General features: G+C 65.3%; 19 protein-coding genes. 9 read left to right on the forward strand and 10 right to left on the reverse strand.

Going from position 1 to position 19,377, the window contains the following annotated elements; translation table 11 throughout:
- Positions 1-36: 36 nt before the first annotated feature.
- Complete coding sequence (locus tag C6Y44_RS05275) at positions 37-867, forward strand: class II glutamine amidotransferase (RefSeq protein ID WP_159416553.1); 831 nt, start codon at positions 37-39, stop codon at positions 865-867.
- 28 nt (positions 868-895) lie between these two features.
- Here C6Y44_RS05275 and C6Y44_RS05280 read toward each other — a convergent pair whose 3' ends face one another.
- From C6Y44_RS05280 to C6Y44_RS05305, 6 genes are all read right to left on the reverse strand, one after another.
- Positions 896-1,516, reverse strand: coding sequence for an Rv1733c family protein (locus tag C6Y44_RS05280; RefSeq protein WP_159416552.1), 621 nt, complete (start codon positions 1,514-1,516; stop codon positions 896-898).
- Entirely contained in the window at positions 1,513-1,926 is a 414-nt protein-coding gene (locus tag C6Y44_RS05285; protein ID WP_159416551.1) for a PLD nuclease N-terminal domain-containing protein, read from the reverse strand. Before C6Y44_RS05285 ends, C6Y44_RS05280 begins: the two co-directional genes overlap by 4 nt.
- A 101-nt stretch (positions 1,927-2,027) precedes the next feature.
- Complete coding sequence (locus tag C6Y44_RS05290) at positions 2,028-2,246, reverse strand: hypothetical protein (RefSeq protein WP_060652050.1); 219 nt, start codon at positions 2,244-2,246, stop codon at positions 2,028-2,030.
- A 518-nt stretch (positions 2,247-2,764) separates the two neighbouring features.
- Entirely contained in the window at positions 2,765-4,366 is a 1,602-nt protein-coding gene (locus C6Y44_RS05295) for an MFS transporter (protein WP_159416550.1), read from the reverse strand.
- A 132-nt stretch (positions 4,367-4,498) separates the two neighbouring features.
- Positions 4,499-4,762, reverse strand: a complete 264-nt coding sequence (locus C6Y44_RS05300) for a hypothetical protein (protein ID WP_159416549.1) — start codon at positions 4,760-4,762, stop codon at positions 4,499-4,501.
- 3 nt (positions 4,763-4,765) lie between these two features.
- Positions 4,766-5,008: a three-helix bundle dimerization domain-containing protein gene (locus tag C6Y44_RS05305; RefSeq protein WP_159416548.1), complete on the reverse strand. Its 243-nt coding sequence runs from the start codon at positions 5,006-5,008 to the stop codon at positions 4,766-4,768.
- A 189-nt stretch (positions 5,009-5,197) separates the two neighbouring features.
- On the opposite strand from C6Y44_RS05305, the gene ppk2 reads away from it, so the two are divergent.
- From ppk2 to C6Y44_RS05320, 3 genes are read left to right on the forward strand one after another with little or no spacing between them, the layout of a single operon-like run.
- On the forward strand, positions 5,198-6,097 hold the full coding sequence (gene ppk2, locus C6Y44_RS05310) for a polyphosphate kinase 2 (protein WP_159416547.1): 900 nt from the start codon (positions 5,198-5,200) through the stop codon (positions 6,095-6,097).
- Positions 6,098-6,127: 30 nt separating this feature from the next.
- Entirely contained in the window at positions 6,128-8,908 is a 2,781-nt protein-coding gene (locus C6Y44_RS05315; protein WP_159416546.1) for a cation-translocating P-type ATPase, read from the forward strand.
- Positions 8,909-8,916: 8 nt separating this feature from the next.
- A complete protein-coding gene (locus C6Y44_RS05320) occupies positions 8,917-10,632 on the forward strand; it encodes a SulP family inorganic anion transporter (RefSeq protein WP_159416545.1) in 1,716 nt (571 codons plus the stop codon).
- On the opposite strand, the gene C6Y44_RS05325 is transcribed toward C6Y44_RS05320, so the two are convergent.
- Positions 10,617-12,026 (reverse strand): hypothetical protein, encoded by a 1,410-nt coding sequence (locus C6Y44_RS05325; RefSeq protein WP_159416544.1) that lies wholly within the window; start codon positions 12,024-12,026, stop codon positions 10,617-10,619. The genes C6Y44_RS05320 and C6Y44_RS05325 overlap by 16 nt on opposite strands.
- 196 nt (positions 12,027-12,222) lie before the next feature.
- Between C6Y44_RS05325 and C6Y44_RS05330 the strand changes: the two genes are divergently transcribed.
- Positions 12,223-12,672: a DUF6325 family protein gene (locus C6Y44_RS05330; protein ID WP_006551605.1), complete on the forward strand. Its 450-nt coding sequence runs from the start codon at positions 12,223-12,225 to the stop codon at positions 12,670-12,672.
- A 32-nt stretch (positions 12,673-12,704) separates the two neighbouring features.
- Positions 12,705-12,992 (forward strand): SHOCT domain-containing protein, encoded by a 288-nt coding sequence (locus C6Y44_RS05335; RefSeq protein ID WP_159416543.1) that lies wholly within the window; start codon positions 12,705-12,707, stop codon positions 12,990-12,992.
- Between the two features lie 250 nt (positions 12,993-13,242).
- On the opposite strand, the gene C6Y44_RS05340 is transcribed toward C6Y44_RS05335, so the two are convergent.
- Positions 13,243-14,652: an MFS transporter gene (locus tag C6Y44_RS05340; RefSeq protein ID WP_159416542.1), complete on the reverse strand. Its 1,410-nt coding sequence runs from the start codon at positions 14,650-14,652 to the stop codon at positions 13,243-13,245.
- Between the two features lie 162 nt (positions 14,653-14,814).
- Between C6Y44_RS05340 and C6Y44_RS05345 the strand changes: the two genes are divergently transcribed.
- From C6Y44_RS05345 to C6Y44_RS05355, 3 genes are all read left to right on the forward strand, one after another.
- Positions 14,815-16,617, forward strand: a complete 1,803-nt coding sequence (locus C6Y44_RS05345) for a glycoside hydrolase family 15 protein (protein ID WP_159416541.1) — start codon at positions 14,815-14,817, stop codon at positions 16,615-16,617.
- 314 nt (positions 16,618-16,931) lie between these two features.
- Positions 16,932-17,132, forward strand: coding sequence for a cold-shock protein (locus tag C6Y44_RS05350; protein WP_019289879.1), 201 nt, complete (start codon positions 16,932-16,934; stop codon positions 17,130-17,132).
- 32 nt (positions 17,133-17,164) lie between these two features.
- The gene (locus C6Y44_RS05355; RefSeq protein ID WP_159416540.1) at positions 17,165-17,806 is read left to right on the forward strand and encodes a helix-turn-helix domain-containing protein; all 642 of its coding nucleotides are present in this window, start codon (positions 17,165-17,167) and stop codon (positions 17,804-17,806) included.
- Positions 17,807-18,100: 294 nt separating this feature from the next.
- Here the strand turns inward: C6Y44_RS05355 and C6Y44_RS05360 are convergent, their stop codons facing one another.
- A complete protein-coding gene (locus C6Y44_RS05360; RefSeq protein WP_192378722.1) occupies positions 18,101-18,550 on the reverse strand; it encodes a hypothetical protein in 450 nt (149 codons plus the stop codon).
- Positions 18,551-18,557: 7 nt separating this feature from the next.
- Positions 18,558-19,283, reverse strand: coding sequence for a GAF and ANTAR domain-containing protein (locus tag C6Y44_RS05365; RefSeq protein ID WP_159416539.1), 726 nt, complete (start codon positions 19,281-19,283; stop codon positions 18,558-18,560).
- Positions 19,284-19,377 lie beyond the last annotated feature (94 nt).

Genomic DNA, 19,377 nt, shown 5'->3' on the forward strand with positions numbered 1-19,377 from the left:
GCATCCTACGACTTCAATGAAGGGATGTGCAGATGGATGGCGTATACCGGTGATCCCGTCCTGATGGACGACCTCCTGTTCCGGCCGGTGCACTCCCTGATCGACCAGAGCCTGCATTCCAAGATGGGCGCAACTACCACGAACGGGGACGGCTTCGGCATCGGCTGGTACGGAGAGGGCCCGAGGCCGGCATTGTTCAAGTGCATCGAACCCGCCTGGAACGAGAGCAACCTCCGCGAGCTCGCCACGCAGATCCGTACGCCGTTGATGTTCGCGCATGTCCGCGCCTCGACGGGAACTCCGGTGCAGCGCACCAATTGCCATCCCTTCCGCTACGAGAACAGGTTGTGGATGCACAACGGGGCGGTGCACGGATTCCACCTCATGAAACGGGACCTAGCGATGGCCGTCGATGCGAGTCTCTACGACGCGATCCGGGGATCGACGGATTCCGAGATGCTGTTCTACCTCGCGCTCACCTTCGGCCTCGCCGACGACCCGTTCACCGGCGTCGCGAAGGCCGTCGGTTTCGTGGAGGACATCGGAGCCTGCATGGGCATCGAGAATCCCATGCAGGGAACGATCGCCACCACCGACGGCAGCAGCGTCTGGGTGTTCCGGTATTCGACGGAGCGAAAGACACGCTCGTTGTTCTACTCGGCCGACATCAAGGCGATACGGGCGCAGCATCCCGAAGTGGAAGTGCTGTACCAGCTGGGAGACGACACCCGCTTCGTGGTGTCCGAACCCCTTCGGGATCTCGAAGGGGCCTGGCTGGAGGTTCCCGAGTCGAGCGCGGGTGTCGTTCGGGGGAGCGACCAGGAGTTCCGGCCGTTCGCGCCGATCTCACCCGTGCGCTCGATGTGATCACGACGAGTTTCTCGCTACCGGTCGGTCAACCGATGGACCACCCGGGGGTGTGGTGCGCCCGGCGCCATTCATGTTCCCATTCCTGCATTCGGTGGTGCTCGTTGTACCGATGTATGCCGTACCAGAACCCGACCCCGCCCACCAACGCGGCCGCCCACACGGCTATCGCTGTGAGCACGGCCGTAGTGGCGCTGTCCGTCCCGCTGTGGGGAGCATCGACCGGGACGCCACTGGGGTCCACCCACAGGTCGATCGTCGCGCCGGGTTGCGCGTCGAGCGGCCGACTCAGCCGACCGGTGTGGGTGTGCCCGTCCACATTCCACCGCACCCACCGGAGTTCGGCCTGGTCGACGGCCGGCGGGAGCGGTGGGGCGGTCTCCGGCGCCGCGGCAACGGTGGGGGCGCTGTCCAGAACGGTTGCTTCGACCTGACGGTGGGTGTGGATGTCCTGGCGGGCCTGCTCGACCAGCGTGCCGTAGGTGACGGTGCCGACGGTGGCTGCCAAAGGCACCATCATCACCACGAAGACGACCACCACGAGAGCTGCCGTCGACTCGAGCCGGTCGCGACGGCGCAGCAGCGGGCTCCGGTGCCAGGGCGCGCGCCGCCACAATCGCACGGAGCACGACGGCCCGGTGGTCATCATCGGCTCGGCATCTCGCCGCGCCCCGGGGTGTCTTGTTCCAGGGCACGAGTCTGGAGCTGCTCGAATTCGACTGTGGTGATCGCCCCGGACTCGTGCAGCGCCTTCGCGTCGGCGATCTGATCGACGGCGGATCTGCCGGCTGCCTGCCGGATGTACTGGTCGGTGGCGTGTCGGGCGGCGAGTTGAGCCTCTCGGGCCCGGATGGCCATGTCCTGTCCGCGCACGATCAGGTAGAGCAGAGCGCTGAAGAAAGGAATCAGGATCAGGGCGATCACCCAGACGGCTTTGCCCAGCCCGGACACAGTGTGGTCGCGGAACAGATCCGTCAGGATCAGGAAGAACACGAGCAGGTACGCCACGAAGGCGAACACGATGATCGTGTACCACAGGAGATCCCAGAACGAGTCCATGATGTGCACCTCCGGTGAAGGGACCGGCGAGACAGGCCGAGAAGTTCGGAGTGGTCTGGCCGCGGGGGAGAGTACGTCTTTCTGCCACCGCACCGCCGTAGCTAGGGCACCGCGGCTTTCGGCTTTTCGACCAGGTCGAGCAGACGTTGGCGGGCGAGGCGTTCGCCCAGCTCCGGCAGAGCCGGCGCCGGAATTCCTCGCAGGTCCTCCAGACAGCTCGCAACCACTGCCTCGATCCGATACCGCGGGAGGTGGCCCTCGAACTCGGCGGCAAGCCGATCCGCGATCTGACTGTCGGGTGTGGCGCGCACAGTGCTCATCTCGAGTCCTGCGTTCTCTGGTCGCCGAAGTCGAGAACGACGGTGTCACCGCGTTCGATCGTCCGGTCACCGACCTCGTGGTACGGGGCAGCGCTGTCGGTCCGGACACGACGACGGTGAATCGTCCTGCTCGTGCCCGAATCGGCGTGACAACGCTGCCGGCTCCGCTGCAATCACAATTCTGCGAGGGCGTCGCGCAAGGGCTCGCCGCTCGATCGGTCCCCCAGCATCGATATCATCGACACGGTCGCTTCCCACACCGGGCGCTCATCGCCCTCTTTCGCCGAATTGTGCGCCTGCTCGGTCGGACACTGCAACATATTCCGGTAAATTCGATCGTCGATTCAGCAACGACGGGGCGCACAACGTATCAATTGTCGCAACGCGACGTATTCGGGTGCTTTTATGTCCGAACGCGAGTCGTGGTTCGGAGTTGTCGAAGTGGTTCACATGCCGACGCGTCGCGGAACGGCTTTCCTTGTCACGCCGGCGCCGACGGGTGCAGTGCGGAAACGGTGTCAGAGCAGTCCTGGTGCGGCTCCCGGTGCCGCGGGCGGCGCGTCGGGTTCACGCATCATCCGGAAGGAGTTCAGCAGTCCGAGCAGTCCGGTGAGGATCGGCACGAGCAGCGCGGCCTGCAGCGCGACGGGACGGGCGTCGGTGTTGATGCGGATGATCTCGTCGCGGATCTCGGGTGGCCGGCCGGCGAGCAGGTCCTGGAGTTGCGTATTGCTCATGACCTCGGCGTCCTCCTCGAGGACCTGCGCGATGTGTTGCTTCTCGTCGGGCGGCAGGACGGTGCTCGACTGCGTCATGGCGGTGAACGTGAGGGACAAGGTGGCCAGCATGACGGCCCCGGCGAAGGCCAGCCCGAACGACAGCCCGAACGACCCGGCCGCGGAATTGGTGCCCGCGGCCTCACTGACCCGCTCCTCCGATATCGGGGCGAGGGTGTAGTTGTTCAGTTGCGAGACCAGCAGTCCCAGCCCGGCGCCGGCAACGACGAGTGGTGCCAGCAGCGCCCACCCGAAGTCCGCGCGGGGTACCAACGGGAGCAGCACGGCGACGCCGACGGTGACGAGCAGGAACCCCCACCGAATGATGACTGCGGGACGGCGATTGCCTGCCTTGTTCCCCGCGAGCAGAGCGACGGCGAACATGCTCAGCGACAGCGGTGCGAGTGAGAGACCGGCCTGCATGGCGTTGTACTCGAGCACCATCTGCAGATAGATGGGCAGCGCGATCATCGTCCCGCCCAACGCGATCTGCTGAAGCATCTGCCCGGTGACGCCGAGCCGGAACACCTTCGACCGGAACAGGCCCGGGTCCAGCAGGGCGGGCTCGCCGCGCCGTGTGCGGCGGATCAACCAGTAGGTGAGAGCGGTGAGCGCGGCAGCGCCTGTGAGCAGCAGTGCCGCGACCGCGTCGCCGCCCTCCTGCCACACCAGGATCCCGAGCACGATCCCACCCATGCCGACGACCGACAGCACGGCTCCGATCGGGTCCACGCCGCGCGGCCCGGTGTACGGCACGTCCCGGACGAGCCCGATGCCGGCCAGTACCACCGCGATGATCACCACTTCCAGGGCGAACCCGACCCGCCACGACAGATAGGTGGTGACGAAGCCGCCGAGTAATGGGCCGACTGCAGCGGCGATCGCAGCTGCCGCGCCGACGAGTGCGTAGACCTTCTTCTGAGCGGCGCCGTGGAAGTTGCCGTGTACCAGTGACTGCATGGCAGGCAGCAGCAGTGATGCGCCGATCCCACCGACCACCGCCCACAGGAGGATCACCACGGTCAGTCCCTGGGCGAGGGTCATCGCCGCAGCGCCCGTCGCGTAGCCGAGCAGTCCCAGCACGTATGCGCATTTGCGACCGATCAGGTCACCGATCTTGCTGCCGATCAGAATGAACGCCGCCGAGACCAGCGCTTCGAGCGCGATCGCGGACTGCACACCGCTGACGGTGGTGCCGAGGTCGCGCACCACCGCCGAGATCGACACGTTCATCAGTGACGTGTCGACGACAAGGACGAACATCGCCATCGCGAGAAGCACGGCGAGCAACCGACGTCGGCCGGAGAGCTGACCTTCTTCGGCGGAAGAGATCCCGTCGGCCATGGCAGATCACCACCTCACTGTCGTGGACCGGCGGCGATCCGGCCGGTCGACCAGTGCTGATCAGACAGTAGGCCCCCCGAGCGCCCCTCACATCCGGAAGTCGACAGCGCGGCAAACTTGAAAATGCAGCGCCTACAGCAGATCGGACGTACAACCCTTTACGATGCGCCGCGTCGCGTCGGCAACCACCTCGGTGAAGGAACCCTGCTCTCGAGAATGCGACGTTGTCTGATCGCGCCATTGCCCGAGCAGTGCTCCGAGCGCCGTTCCGCCGGCCGTGGGGCCGACGAGGCCGATGCCCACCGGCGGGAAGAGTGCGGCCACCACTCCCGCGGACAGACCCCAGCCGAGACCGACCGCCGCGCCCTGACGGGTGGGGTGCTCGTACTTGCTCACGTCCTACCTTCCGACCTCCGGAATCGTGGGCGGAAGAACGGAATCGAGAAGCGTAGGTTCGGAGAGTTCACGTTTCACCGCCTTCTCGACGAGGAGCGGAACGAAGTCTCGAACCCTGCTCGTGGCGAATCGGCGATAGACGCCGTACACCGCACGTGCGATGTCGTCGGGAGGAACGAGCGGATATCGAACGATCAGGCGTTCGGTCACCTGCTGGATCTGACGGAACTCGTCGTCACCGCTCATCGGCCAATCGTGACGTCGGCCCCGAGATCCGTCAAGGCTCGAAACGGCATCGGATGCACCGCTTCCGGGCACGATTCGACAACACCTGCGGCACGTGGTGACCGGTCCGCGTCCATCGCTCCGAACCGATCGTTCTCCCACGAACGTGGGGTCGGAGGCGGACAATGGGTGGACGTCCGAGGGAGAACCGTGGGACACAAGACGGGGCACGAGAAGCACCGGAAGAGATCGCCGGAGAAGTCGCTCACCGCGCGTTCCGATTCCGGCGCCCTTCGTCCCCCCGGTCCACCGCAGCAGGGCGCATCGCCGGTCCGCGAACCCATGAAGAACAAGGAGTACCGTCGCCTGCTCCGTCCGTTGCACGCAGAACTCGTCGCCGTGCAGGAATGGGTGAGATCGTCCGGAGTTCGTATCTGCATCCTGTTCGAGGGCCGCGACACCGCAGGTAAGGGGGGTGTCATCAAGGCGATCACGGAACGAGTGAGTCCCAGGGTCTTCCGCGTCGTGGCGCTGCCCGCACCCACGGAGCGTGAACGGTCTCAGATGTACATCCAGCGCTACGTACCCCACCTACCTGCCGGAGGCGAGGTCGTGATCTTCGATCGCAGTTGGTACAACCGCGCCGGCGTCGAACGAGTGATGAACTTCTGCACGGAGGAGGAGGCACAGCATTTCCTCCAGATGATCCCGACGGTCGAACGCGCGATCGTGGACTCCGGCATCATCCTTCTGAAGTACTGGCTGGAAGTGGGCCAGGAGCAACAGACGCTGCGCCTGCAGAGTCGCATCGACGATCCTCGGAAGACCTGGAAGCTGTCGAATCTGGATCTGGAGTCGTACACACATTGGTACGACTACTCCCGGGCACGGGACGAGATGTTCCACTTCACCGATACCGGCTGGGCCCCTTGGTATGTCGTCGACAACGACGACAAGAAACGTGGCCGGCTCAACGTCATCGCCCATCTGCTCGACCGGATCCCCTACGAGCCGCTCGAGCGCCCCGATCTGGTTCTGCCGCCGCGACAGGACGCCGATGGGTACACGGCGCCGACCCAACCTCTTCACTGGATACCCACGCTCTACTGAGGCTCTTCCGGTAGGGAAGGACGAACCGCGATGGCCACTACGAGATCCGGACCGGACCGAGCGAAGATCCTCGTCCCCGATCGAGAAGAACCGTCCTGGTATGCCACGGACGCCGCCGACGTGATCGCAGCGCTGTCCTCCGACGAACGATCCGGTCTCACGACGGCCGAGGCGGACGAACGTCGCCGACGTTTCGGACCCAATACGATCGTGTCCGAACCCGCACCGTCCACGTGGACGATCGCACTGCGGCAGGTACGGGATCCGATGAACCTGATGTTGATCGCCGTGACGGCGGTGAGCATCGTGATCGGGGAGATCTCCACCGCTCTCGTCGTCGTCGTCCTGGTCGCACTCAATGTGGTACTGGGCACGCGGCAGGAAGTGAAGGCCCGTGCAAGCGTGGACGCCCTCGCGAGAATGCAGACTCCACAGGCGCGAACGATCCGCGACGGAGTGTTGAGCGAGATCGGGGCCACCGACCTGGTGCCGGGCGACATCGTGCAACTCGAAGCCGGCGACCTCGTGCCCGCGGACGGACGTGTGATCACGTCGGCGACACTCGAGACGCAGGAAGCAGCGCTCACGGGAGAAAGTGCGCCGGTTCCGAAGGACCCCGCGACCCTTCCTGTCGGTGACGTCCCCCTGGGCGATCGCTCCGACATGCTGTTCCAGAACACATCCGTCACTCGTGGTACCGCCAGGATGGTGGTGACGGAGACGGGCATGGACACCGAAATGGGCCGGATCGCATCGATGCTGTCGGCGGTTGCTCCGAGCAGGTCACCGTTGCAACGCGAACTCGACTCGCTGACCCGACTGCTCGGGGTCATCGCCTGGACCGCGGTTGCCGTCATCGTCGTCATCGGCGTGATCCGCGGGCAAGATCTGACCACGGTGCTGTTGCTGGGCATCGCCATGGGGGTGTCGGCGATCCCGACCGGCCTGCCGACCTTCGTGCAGGCGATGCTCGCTTTCGGTGCCCGGCAACTCGCCGAAGCGAAGGCCGTCGTCAAGAACCTTTCCGATGTCGAGACCCTCGGTGCCACGAACGCGGTCAACTCGGACAAGACCGGTACGCTCACGATGAACCAGATGACCGTGCGCTCGTTGTATTTCCACACCCGGTGGTACACCGTGGACGGTGAGGGATACAGCAAGGCCGGGCGGATCACGCGTGCCGCCGGCGACGAGCTGCCCGACTTCACTCTTCTCGCATACGGATTGTGCCTCGACAGCGATGCCACGGTCTCCGACAGCGGAGTGGTCGTCGGAGATCCCACAGAGGCAGCTCTGGTCGTGCTCGCCGCCAAACTCGGCATCGACGCTCCGCTCACCCACCGGTCGTATCCCCGCGTCGCCGAAGTGCCGTTCGACTCGGCGTACAAGTTCATGGCGACGTTCCACCACCTGCCGGTCGACGGTGCCACGCGATTCGTCGAGCTCGTCAAAGGCGCCCCGGACGTGGTTCTGGCACAGTGCGGCAGCGCCTTCCGTCCGGGACGACGAGCGGCGCCACTCGACGAGGCTCGTGACGAGATCGTCGCGGCGAACCGAACCCTGTCCGAAAAGGGACTGCGGGTCCTGGCATTCGCGGCCCGTATCGTCGACGGGCAGGAGGAAGCGGTGCGGGCCGACCCGATGTCGTTCGTGGAGGATCTCACCTTCGTCGGGATGGTCGGCATCATCGATCCGCTTCGGCCCGAAGCGATCGAGGCGGTGCGCACCGCGCACGCGGCAGGTATCGATGTCCGCATGATCACCGGCGATCATGCGATCACAGCCTCCGCGATCGGTGCCGAACTCGGTCTCGGACCGGGCGTCGTCAGCGGACCCGACCTTCGCGCGATGCCCGACGAGACTCTGGCGGCAGAACTTCCGAACCTGCACGTGTTCGGTCGGGTTACTCCCCAGGACAAACTCCGACTCGTCGATCTCATGCAGAAGGGCGGCGCGGTCGTCGCGATGACCGGAGACGCCGTCAACGACGCCGCAGCTCTGAAGAAGGCCGACATCGGAGTTGCGATGGGGTCGGGCAGCGAAGTGACGAAGCAGGCCGGAAGAATCGTGCTGACCGACGACAACTTCGGGACGCTGGTCACTGCGATCCGTCTGGGACGCAACATCTACGAGAAGATCGTGTCGTACATCCGGTACCAGATGTCGAAGCTGTTGTCGCTCGTACTGCTCTTCCTCGTCGCGAGCATCTTCGACATCAACGACGGCGTCGCCCTGACCCCGTTGATGGTGCTGTTCCAGCACTTCTTCATCACGTTGTTCCCGGTGGCCGTCATCATGCTCGACCCGCCCTCGCCGGATCTGATGAGCAAACCGCCTCGCGACCCGAACACGCCGATCGCCAACAGGGCAGCCTTCGTACAGTGGTCGGTCTACGGAACCCTCCAGTTCGCCGTTGCACTCGCGGCGATGCTCCTCGCTCCCGGTGGGATGAGCACGACGGAGCCGACCGTGGCGATGACGACCGCGTTCGTCGTGTTGTCGTTCGGATCCGTTCTCGCAGGACTGTCCATGCGACGCGATCCGGAATCCGGATTCTCCGCCCCGATCGTGGGTGCCCTCCGGATCCTGTCGATTCCGGTGGTGGTCACGGTGCTCGCCGTCGAGTTGGACTTCCTTCAGGACCTCCTCATGACGACGTCGCTGACAGGTGCTCAATGGCTGGTCTGCATCGGCTGGTCGGTGATCATTCCCGTCGTGGTGGAAGCGGAGAAGGCGATCCGGCGTCGCCGACGCACACCGGACCTGTCGATTCCCGCTCCGATGGCGGTTGCTCCTGTGCGTGCTCACTGAGGCCGGTCATGTCACGGATCGAGGGCCTGGGGACGCTTCCCGGAATTGTCACGGCTCGTGCCTACCGTCGTGAGTGGTTGAGACCGGACATCACCGCCGGCCTCGTGCTCACCGCGCTGCTCATCCCGGCCGGGATGGGCTACGCCGAAGCTGCCGGATTGCCCGCCTATGCCGGGCTCTACGCGACCATCGTTCCGCTCCTGGCCTATGCGGTGGTCGGTCCGTCGAAGATCCTCGTCCTGGGGCCGGATTCATCGCTCGCACCACTCATCGCTGCGGCCGTTCTACCACTCGCCGTCGCGAACGATCCGGAGAGCGCGCTGGTCTTCGCCGGGGTCCTCGGCGTGCTCGTCGGCGTGATCCTGCTCGTCGGAGGTTTCCTCCGCCTCGGCTTCGTCACCGAACTGCTGTCCAAACCGATCCGGTTGGGTTACCTGAACGCCATCGCACTCGTCGTCATCGTCGGACAACTTCCGAAACTGCTCGGCTTCTCGGTCGACGCACCGGGTCTCCTGGGTGAGATCCGAGAAATCGCAGAGACCGTCACGAACGGTGGGATCGACCCCGTCGCAGCCGGTATCGGGGTCGCCTCCCTCGCGGTCATCGTGGGATTCCGCTTGTGGTTGCCGAGGATCCCGGGCGTCCTGGTCGCGGTCGTCGCAGCGATCATCGCCTCAGCTGCACTCGATCTCACCGACGACATCGGGATGGTAGGTGCACTGCCCGCGGGACTCCCGCTCCCGTCGTTCGGCGGGGTCGAGTGGTCGGACGTCGCCCGTCTCGTCGGACCTGCAGCCGGTATCGCGCTGATCGCTTTCGCCGACACCGGAGTGCTCTCCCGCACCTTCGCCGCGCGACGGGGTGAGAACGTGAACGGGAGCACGGAGATGAAAGCGGTGGGCGTCGCGAACATCGCCGGGGGACTGTTCGGAGGGTTCCCGATCTCCGCAAGCGGATCTCGGACGCCGGTCGCCGAGCAGAGCGGCGCGCGAACCCAATTCGCGTGTGTCGTGGGAGCGCTGGCAGTTCTCGTCTTCGTTCTCGTCGCTCCGGGGTTGACCACCTATCTACCCGATGCGACGCTCGGCGCCGTGGTGATCGTCGCCGCCACCGCCCTGGTCGATGTCCGGGGAATGGTCCGGATGTGGCAGATGAGCACGGTCGAGTTCGGGCTGGCCGTCGCGGCCTTCCTCGGGGTCGCTCTGGTGGGGGTGCTGCAGGGCATCGTCGTCGCGATCGGTCTGTCCTTCGTCTCGGTGGTCGCGCGCGCCTGGCAGCCGTACCGCACCGAGCTCGTGCGGACCGCCGATCGTCCGGGATTCCACGACGTCGAGCGTCATCCCGAAGGCAGTCGTATCCCGGGTCTGGTGATCGTCCGGTTCGACGCCCCGCTGTTCTTCGCCAACGGGGAGATCTTCGATCAGTACGTGCGGTCGGTGGTGGCCCGAACCGAAGCGCCTGTCGAATGGGTGGTCATCGCGGCCGAACCGATCACGGGACTCGACACGACCGCCGTCGACGAACTCGTCGACCTCGACGCCTATCTGGAAGGAAACGGCATCCGCCTCGTGTTCGCCGAGATGAAAGGGCCGATCAAGGACCGGCTCATCAGATTCGGGGTGGGCGACAGATTCGACCCGAGCCGGTTCCATCCGACCCTCGAGGACGCTGTCGACGCCTTCATCGGCAGGACCGGTAGCGGCAACGATCAGGTCGTCGGTTGATCCTCGGTCGCCGGTCGGTCCTCCACGGTGCGGGCCGGCCTGATCACCAGCTCGAGGGCGAGCAGTACCAGAACAGCACCCAGCACGATGAACGCGACCACCAGACCTGTCGGGTAGCGCCAGAACATCACGAGCAGTGCGGCCACTCCGATGACGACCGCCCGGATCGCGACGCGGGCACGGAAGGCCGCTTCTTCGAACGCATTCGGCGGGCGGGGCCGACGTAGCCGCTGGACGGCATCGAGGCTGCGGCCGAACCCACGCCGAACGGTCCGGGCGGAGGACGAGCCACCGGTGAGGTAGGCACCGAGAGCGATCACCAGTCCGAGCACCGCGACCGCCCGAAGGCTGGTCCGCAGCGGCATCAGCACGGCATCGATGATGGCTGCTGCCGCCTCCGGCGACAGGACGTCGGGCGGGACATCGTCGAGATACAACGACCGGACGATGATGAGCGCGACCGCCAGAACGAACATTCCTACGACCAGTGCGAGGCCGACCAAGGCGAGTGCGCGTAGGCGACGGCCCGGCGGCGCGACGGCGACTGCGCCGGCAGCAGCGGCGAGGGTGATCCAGGGCAGCACATCCGAAATGTTGTCGAGAGTGTTCACGGCTCGCTGCGCCCGGACCAGTTCCGGTGATCGGAACAGGACCAACTGCTTGTCGACACTCGGGATCTTCTCCGCGAACGTGAAACCGCGGTCGAGGAGACGGCCCTTCACGTTGTCGATCACCGTGCCGAGCGAAATGCTCACCGTGCCCGAATCGTCGACCGTCACCGACGACGGCCCGACGTCGCCGGTCACCACCGCGACCAATGCGTCGTGGGCGGCGCGGTGGGCCTGGATCCACAGATCCTCGAACTGCTCGCTCTGCACCAGTGACAACACTGTCTCGTTGACGAAGTTCCGCGCCTGTCCGGTGATCACCGGTGCCAGTCCCTCGACGGCGCGGTCGACGCGCGGCGCGTTCTCCGTGGCCGGAACGGCGTCGGTGAGAGCGACCAGAGCGTCGGTCGTCAGACCTTCGACGTCGACGCGTGTGAAGATCTCGTCGGTGACGGAATTCGCGATCTGCGTCTGGATGGCGGGGTTCGAGCCCAGCGGGGCGACGGTTGTCACGTACCGGTCGGTGTCGAGGATCTCGCTGCGCACGAACCGTGCGGTGACCGAGAGGACGGCCAGGACCGCGACCAGCACGGCGAGCAGTGCAACGGCAGCCCAGCGCCAGCCGTGTCTCGCGGGCCGCGGCTCGGGAACGGGCTCCACCCCGACAGCGGCTCGTTCCCGAAGCGCAGCGACTTCTGCACGCAACCGATCGAGTTCGGCGCGCTCGTCGTCGTCCAGTCGGTCGGGTCGGGGACCTTCACCGCCCGTGCCGATGTTTGTGGTCATCCCTGCATCGCCCCCTTTCGGGGCCGGACCCATTATGCGCTGTTGCCGACAACTCCGGTTGGAATTTGGATCCTGTTCCCTTCAGAAGTCGACTTCGAGTGGTCATACTCGACAGGAGGGGATCTGTTGTCGACGACACCGACGGAAGTCCACTCCCGGCTTCCGCCAACGATCTTTCATCGAAAAGAGGCTTCAGGTGACCGATTCGGATATCGACGAGATGGGCCCGGTCGACTATCTCGTCATCGAATTCCCCGCCGACCGACCACCGAACGGTTCTGCTCTACCGCTGCTGCTCGACCTCGTCGAGCGAGGCATCATCCGGGTGCTCGATCTCGCGTTCGTCCGTAAGGACACCGACGGTTCGGTCGCCGGGATCGACATCTCCGAGGTCGGGCTCGAAGGAGAAGTCGACGTGACGTTGTTCGCGGAGGCGTCGTCGGGCCTGCTCGGCGACACCGATTTCGACGAAGCGGGGGCTGCGCTCGAACCCGGCTGCTCGGCGGCCGTGCTCGTCTACGAGAACACCTGGGCTGCTCCGCTGGCGCGGGCACTGCGTCGCAACGGCGCCGAACTCGTCGCGTCCGGGCGTATCCCGGTCCAGAGCATCCTGGCTTCGCTGGAGAAGCTCGACGTCGAAATGTGACTCGAGCGAACGAAATACACGAGGAGATCGACATGCCAGGACTACTCCGCGGGGTGGCTCGCACCGCAGTCGTAGCCGGGACGGCGACGGCCGTCTCCAACCGCGTCTCCCGTCGGCAGGGAGAACGATGGGCATCGCAAGGCCAGGCCGGCTACGGGCGCCCCGCACAGTACGCACCCGGACCCGAACCCATGCCCGCGCCGCCTCCGGGTGGAACGGACCGCATCGCCGCGCTGAAGGATCTCGCAGAATTGAAGGCCCAGGGTGTGCTCACCGAGGCCGAGTTCGAGAGGGAGAAGGCGCGAATTCTTGCATCCTGAGCCCGAGTCCGGCCTCTGCGTCGAGCGGACACGACCGCTCCCACGCGGCGGCGACGGGTCGAGGAACGAGCTTCATGGGCGACTGGAGGTGCCGTCAGCTCTTCGGGCACGACGTCGACGTCGGGGAGGTCGAGCCGGAATACTGGTCGACCTCCCCGACGTCGACCTGAGATCGTAACGGTGAAGCACTGCATCTGTTGAGAGAGAGCGTATTCCGTGTGTCTCCGGCCCTATCCTCGCGACATGGTCGTCACTGGGCTCCGAAGGCGGAAGGCGTGGCACTCGAGGTCGCGGGAAGGAACGCGGACGCGACGAGTCCGACGAGCCCGATGCACGCCAGCACGATCATCGCGGCCGCATACGACCGGTCCGGCGTGGCGAGACCGACGACGAGGACGGTGCCTGCCACGGCGGTGCCCAGGGACGAACCCAGATTGGACACGCACCGCGACAAGCCGGAGATTTCACCCTGCTGTTCCTCCGGGAACGCCGACTGCACGACGTTCACGGACGGAGTGAGCATCGCACCCAGTCCGACGCCGATGAGCAACAGGCCCGGGGCGAACGCCCATGCGCTGGTCCATGCACGGACCAGCAGGAGCAGAACCACGATGCCGCCGAGGGTGACGACGAAGCCGCTCATGATGAGGGCACGCTGTGAATGCCTGGCGGCCAATCGTTCCGCCAGCAATGAGGAACCGAGGATGCCGGCGGTGGCGGCGGTGAAGATGATGCCTGTCTCGATTGCGTTGTAGCCGCGGACCACCTGCAGGAATGCCGAGACGACGAACGCGACGCCCATCAGCAGCAGCCACTGGATGTTCTGGGTGACGAGCGCGAGATTCGATGTGCGATTACGGAACAGGTCGGTCGAGAGGAGTGGCACTCTGCCGGCCCGTTCGAAGCGTCGTACGTGCAGGAAGAACCCGGCGACGAGCAGGATTCCGATGCCGATGAGGCCGGCGGATACCGAGAGTGCATTGTCCGCCTGGAGAATCCCCATGACGATACAGACGAGACCTGCGGCGGACAGGACGGCGCCGATCCCGTCGAAGGGAGTGGTCGGATCCGGGGGCAGGGGATCCTCGAGTCCTTTGCTCAGAACGACGATGGCGGCGACGATCAGTGCCTGGAAGACGAAGGCGGCCCGCCAGTCGATCGCAGTAGTGATCAATCCACCGATCAGCGGCCCGGCTGCGGCGCCTATCCCACCCATGCCGGTGATCACGCCGAAGGCCCGTGCCCGGGACTTCATATCGGTGAAGAGCATCGTCGTGAGGATGTATACGGGCGGGATGAGCAGTGCGGTGCCGATTCCCTCGAAGATCGAATTGCCCAGGATCAGGATTCCCAGACCCGGTGCTGCTGCGCTGAGAAGTGCCCCCACGCCGTACAGTACGAGTCCGGCGACGAAGCACCGCTTGCGACCCCATCGGTCCGTCAGTTTCCCACCCGGAATCATGAAAGCTGCCATGACCAGAAGGAACACGGTGATCGCGGTCTGCACACCCTGCACCGTGGTGTCCAGGTCGACGCTGATGTCGTTGATCATCACGTTCATGTTCGAACCTGCGAAACTGCAGATGAACTGAGCGAGGGCGAGTGGGAGCAACATTCGCCGAATAGGGGCGGGTGGTGCTGCCGCCGGATTTTCGGTCATCTCGTACTTCCCGTCGCGGAGGACGTCGCCGAAACTCTGAACGTCATGATCCACCGCGGTGGTGGACGGTGGCGCAGACGAGTCGAAACCGTGACCTTGACCTGATATCCGAGACCGGAGGAAGATCGAAGAACTCGACTCCTCTTCTCACGAGGTAACGTCATGCTTCTCGAGGACTACGGCTTCATCGGTGACCTGCAGACCTCCGCGCTCGTCGGCCGGAACGGCTCGATCGACTGGCTGTGTATGCCCGCGTTCGACTCCGGGTCGTGTTTCGCGGCCCTGCTCGGCGGCCCGGAGCACGGACGCTGGCTCGTCGCGTCTGTGGCGGAACCCGTGGCGGTCACCCGTCGCTATGTCGACGACACCCTGGTGCTCGAGACCGACTTCGAGACTGCAGAGGGCGCCGTCCGTCTGATCGACTTCATGCCTCGTCGGGGATCGGGTCCACCTCGGCTGATCCGTATCGTCGAGGGGTTGCGGGGCCGTGTGCCGATGCGAATGCACTTGGCGATACGCCCCGATTATGCGGCGGTTACACCGTGGGTCGAAGCGGTGGCCGACGGTGCTGTCGCGACGGCCGGCCCGGACGCCTTCCACCTGTGCACGACGGTGCCATTGGAGATCCGTGCCGGGACCGTCGAATCCGAGTTCGTCGCCGTGGAGAGCGGCCGATACCGATTCGCTCTGGACCGGTACCCATCCTTCGAACCTGCCCCCGTCGTCGAGGATGCCGAATCTGCGCTCGCGCGCACCGTGGAGTGGTGGCGCGACTGGACCGGTCGGTGCACCTACAAAGGGGCGTATCGTGACGAGGTGATCCGATCTCTGATCGTGCTCAAAGGGATGACCGACGAGACGACCGGTGCGATCGTGGCGGCCCCGACCACCTCCCTGCCCGAAGCGCTCGGCGGGGTACGCAATTGGGACTACCGCTACTGCTGGTTGCGCGACTCGGTATTGGCACTCGAAGCGCTGCTCGCCGGGGGATACACCGGCGAGGCTCTGGCCTTCCGCGACTTCCTGCTCCGGGTGGGAACGGGTGATCCGGCCGATGTGCAGATCATGTACGGGATCAGGGGAGAACGTCGACTGACCGAGTTCGAGGTGGAACATCTGCCCGGTTACGAAGGATCGGCGCCCGTCCGGGTCGGAAACGCCGCAGCCGAACAGTTCCAGCTCGACGTGTACGGCGAGGTCCTCAGCGTGGCGTACAAGGGAGCCGAAGCGCTCGGCAGGATCGAGCCGCACATGTGGCCCCGCTGGCAGGCCGTGATCGAATACGTCGAAGGAATCTGGCAGGAACCCGACGACGGGATCTGGGAAACACGTGGCCCCCGGCGCCATTTCACGCAGTCCAAGGTCATGGCCTGGGTCGTCTTCGACCGCGCGGTCCGGCTCGCCGAGGGATTCGGGCTCGACGCACCTCTCGAGCGGTGGAGGCGGACCCGAGACGAGATCCACCACGAGATCTGCGAGCGTGGATACGACCCGGTTCGCGGCACGTTCACGCAGTACTACGGGTCCGCGGAACTCGACGCCAGCGTGCTGCTCATCCCGCTCGTCGGCTTCCTGCCCCCGACCGACGACCGGGTCACCTCCACCATCGACGCGATCCGGAACGAACTCGGTCGCGACGGCTTCGTGTCCCGATATTCCACGACGGATACCGACGACGGGCTCCCCGGGGACGAAGGGCAGTTCCTGGCCTGCTCGTTCTGGCTGGTGAGTGCATTGGCGCTCAACGGCCGGGTCGACGAGGCCCGCGTGTTGTTCGAGCGGTTGTTCGGGCTCACCAACGACCTCGGACTGCTCGCCGAGGAGTACGACGTGCCGGCGGGGAGGCAGGTCGGCAACTTTCCCCAGGCGTTCAGTCACCTCACTCTCGTCGGCGCGGCTTGCGCGATCACCGTCGCCGAACGGGCACGGGCAGTGGATCCGGCCGACGGAGCACCGGCCGTCTGATCCGACATCATCAGAACACCATGTGTCCGTGAGGTATTCACCCACACCGTGCGTGCTGTATGTATCCTGTGGGTACATGCTGTCCCGCATACGCGCCCGTGTTCGTCGGTGTCTGTTCATCGAGCGAACTACATTGATGCACTGGGAAATCGGTATAAATCGTACGAATGTCGCCGATTCGGCGCGGACGCTTCCCCGGACCCGCCGAGCACGTTTCAATGACAGGTGCAGAGGGGCTGTCGGGAGCGCAGGGGATACGCTTCCGCGTCGCTTGCTCCGTCGGGGAAGTTTGCGAACGGTGGCAGGGGAACAAGATGGAACACGGTGTTGTGTTGTGGTTCGACGCCGGTCTGGGTCACGGCTTCATCCGTGACGACGACGGTACGGAGATCCTGGTGCACTACTCACAGATCGATGGGAGCGGCTACCGCTTCCTGACAGGTGGCCAACAGGTCCGATTCGAGATCGGTTACGGGATCTTCGGTCGACAGGCGGTCAACGTGCAGGTGTGCTGACATGCGGAACGTTCGGATGGTGTGATCGTGTAATGGACACACGGGCGAACGAGTGGGCGGAGGAGGCCCACATTCCGGCTGCAACTCCGACCGAGGAGCAGGTGTGGGCCTCGCGGGCCGCGATCGAGCGGGCCACGGGCGTGCTGATGGAGCGGTACGGACTCGATGCCGAGCAGGCGAAAGAGACGTTGCTCCAGGCGTCCCGTCACGCTGCCGTGTCGATGGTGCAGTTCGCGGGGGACGTGCTCACTTCGGGTCGAGCAGGTGAACCCCCCGAGATCCGAGTGGTGCTGGACGCCGCGTCCGCGCCTTCCGGTTTACGGAAGGCCGTCGCCTTCATCGAGTCCGAAGCGGCTCGTCCCATCAGGTTGGCGGACATCGTGGCTGCTGCGGGGGTCGGAGCCCGAGCTCTGCAGTACGACTTCGTGCGCCACCTTCATACGACGCCCACGCGATACCTTCGGTCGGTGCGTCTCGAGCGGGCTCATCGGGAGTTGCAGGCCGCCGACCCACAATGTGAGACGGTCGCGTCGATCGCTGCGCGGTGGGGCTTCTCCTCGCCCGGACGATTCGCGACGCAGTACCGGTCCGTCTATGGCAGATCCCCTCGCGTGACCCGGTCGGACGCGCTGTGGTCCGATCGAACTACTGCCGATCCTGCAGAAAACGAATAGACTGCACCGGAAGCGAACGATGTGTTCGCTGTGGACGCTGCCGGCGGGGCGCGAGACTTCCGACGCAGGGGGTCGGATCTGTCGACCTGCCCCGTCGGCGGTACTCCGAGTGCTCACAATCGGTCTCGGTGAGGATAATTCGGCGTATGCTCGGGACATCGGTGATCGCCTGTCACCCCCTGCATGGACGGTCACCGCCGCCGGGTGGATCAGAGGTAGGCCACTCAGGCGATGCCGGACCCTGTCGCCCATTTCCCCCTGCTCGGGCGGCAGGGTTTCGGCGCTGTCGGCACATTATGTGTCGGAATCCGGCCCCGGGTCCGGGGAGCTCCCGGTCTCCTCGTCGACATCGTTTCCCGCGGCATCCGCGTTCGCTTCGTCGATCGCGTCGGGAGAACGATCGGCCCCCGGGCCGCGAGAGTCCGGGGCTCCGGAGTCGTAGCCTTCCGGATCTTCCTTCCCGTGTACACCGTTCCCTTCGGGAAGAGACGGGGGGAGTTCGGCCGAATACGGTGCACGCGGTGGGGCGATCTCGTCGAGACGTTCGTTGATCGCGTGGGCGATCAGATCGTGCTGCAGGCGGGGGAGCGGCAACAATCCGTTCAGATACGCCTCGATCTCGACCTTTCCCACTTCGCCCCCGAGGGCGAAATAGGGGAGCCACAGTTCCTCCACACCCAGTCCGGCGGCACGGAGCGCAGCGAGGAATCTGTGACGGTGTTCGCCGTCGGGGAGATAGTGCATTGCGACCTCAAACCGTTTCGTTGTAGGTCGACGCGACTATCTCCGCTGCCACCTCCCGTACGGCGATGCGCCGCTGTGTAGACAATTCGAGTAGTCGCTGCACGGCACGATCGGCATCGATGTTCTCGCGCAGCATCACGATTCCTTTGGCAGTAGCGATCAGGTCCCGGTCGCGCAGGGCCCGAAGCAACCGCTCGTTGAGCGCCTCGGCTTCGGTCAGGGTGTGCATGTTCGCCAACAGGATCGCGGCCTGCTCGGCGAAGCGGCCGAGGATGTCCTCACTGTCTGCTGTATAGACACGGGGGCGTGCGGAATAAACCTTCAGTGCGCCCATCATCTCGCCCGCGTACTGCAGGGGAACACTCAGCGACGACGACATTCCCAGCTCGGCCGCCTGCCTGGACCATTCCGGCCAGCGCTTCTCCTCGTCGAGGTTGTCCACGCGCACCGGCACGCCGTCCCGGATCGCCGCCAGACAGGGACCGTCGCCGAGTTCGTACTGCAGTGCGTCGAGACGTTCGACCATCTGTCCGGTCGCGGCGGAGGTGGACCGGTTGTTCTCGTCGTCGACGAGAGTGATTCCCGAGCCGTCCGTGTCGGGCAGTGTGTCCTTCGCCAGCGAGGTGATCAGTTCCAGCACGGTGGTCACGGTCTGTTCGGACAGCAACACTCCGGCCATGCGGGCGAACACCGCGGCCCATGCATCGGGAGTCGGATCATGCGACTCCGTCATATCCCACCTCCCGCCCGAACGCACGCTCGTGCATCACCGATACACCGATACACCGACGCTACCCGCTTCCGCGCATCGGCGTTCGCGGACATAC

It is taken from the genome of Rhodococcus rhodochrous, assembly GCF_014854695.1.
In the GTDB taxonomy this organism is placed as follows: domain Bacteria; phylum Actinomycetota; class Actinomycetes; order Mycobacteriales; family Mycobacteriaceae; genus Rhodococcus.

Excerpts from the sequence above, each read along its gene's own strand:
- C6Y44_RS05290 (WP_060652050.1), bottom strand. The coding sequence starts at position 2,246 with ATGAGCACTGTGCGCGCCACACCCGACAGTCAGATCGCGGATCGGCTT.
- C6Y44_RS05365 (WP_159416539.1), bottom strand. The coding sequence starts at position 19,283 with ATGACGGAGTCGCATGATCCGACTCCCGATGCATGGGCCGCGGTGTTC.
- C6Y44_RS05315 (WP_159416546.1), top strand. The coding sequence starts at position 6,128 with ATGGCCACTACGAGATCCGGACCGGACCGAGCGAAGATCCTCGTCCCC.
- C6Y44_RS05355 (WP_159416540.1), top strand. The coding sequence starts at position 17,165 with ATGGACACACGGGCGAACGAGTGGGCGGAGGAGGCCCACATTCCGGCT.
- C6Y44_RS05295 (WP_159416550.1), bottom strand. The coding sequence starts at position 4,366 with ATGGCCGACGGGATCTCTTCCGCCGAAGAAGGTCAGCTCTCCGGCCGA.
- C6Y44_RS05340 (WP_159416542.1), bottom strand. The coding sequence starts at position 14,652 with ATGACCGAAAATCCGGCGGCAGCACCACCCGCCCCTATTCGGCGAATG.
- C6Y44_RS05305 (WP_159416548.1), bottom strand. The coding sequence starts at position 5,008 with ATGAGCGGTGACGACGAGTTCCGTCAGATCCAGCAGGTGACCGAACGC.
- C6Y44_RS05285 (WP_159416551.1), bottom strand. The coding sequence starts at position 1,926 with ATGGACTCGTTCTGGGATCTCCTGTGGTACACGATCATCGTGTTCGCC.
- C6Y44_RS05320 (WP_159416545.1), top strand. The coding sequence starts at position 8,917 with ATGTCACGGATCGAGGGCCTGGGGACGCTTCCCGGAATTGTCACGGCT.
- C6Y44_RS05275 (WP_159416553.1), top strand. The coding sequence starts at position 37 with ATGGCGTATACCGGTGATCCCGTCCTGATGGACGACCTCCTGTTCCGG.
- C6Y44_RS05325 (WP_159416544.1), bottom strand. The coding sequence starts at position 12,026 with ATGACCACAAACATCGGCACGGGCGGTGAAGGTCCCCGACCCGACCGA.
- C6Y44_RS05350 (WP_019289879.1), top strand. The coding sequence starts at position 16,932 with ATGGAACACGGTGTTGTGTTGTGGTTCGACGCCGGTCTGGGTCACGGC.
- C6Y44_RS05360 (WP_192378722.1), bottom strand. The coding sequence starts at position 18,550 with ATGCACTATCTCCCCGACGGCGAACACCGTCACAGATTCCTCGCTGCG.
- C6Y44_RS05280 (WP_159416552.1), bottom strand. The coding sequence starts at position 1,516 with ATGATGACCACCGGGCCGTCGTGCTCCGTGCGATTGTGGCGGCGCGCG.
- C6Y44_RS05345 (WP_159416541.1), top strand. The coding sequence starts at position 14,815 with ATGCTTCTCGAGGACTACGGCTTCATCGGTGACCTGCAGACCTCCGCG.
- C6Y44_RS05335 (WP_159416543.1), top strand. The coding sequence starts at position 12,705 with ATGCCAGGACTACTCCGCGGGGTGGCTCGCACCGCAGTCGTAGCCGGG.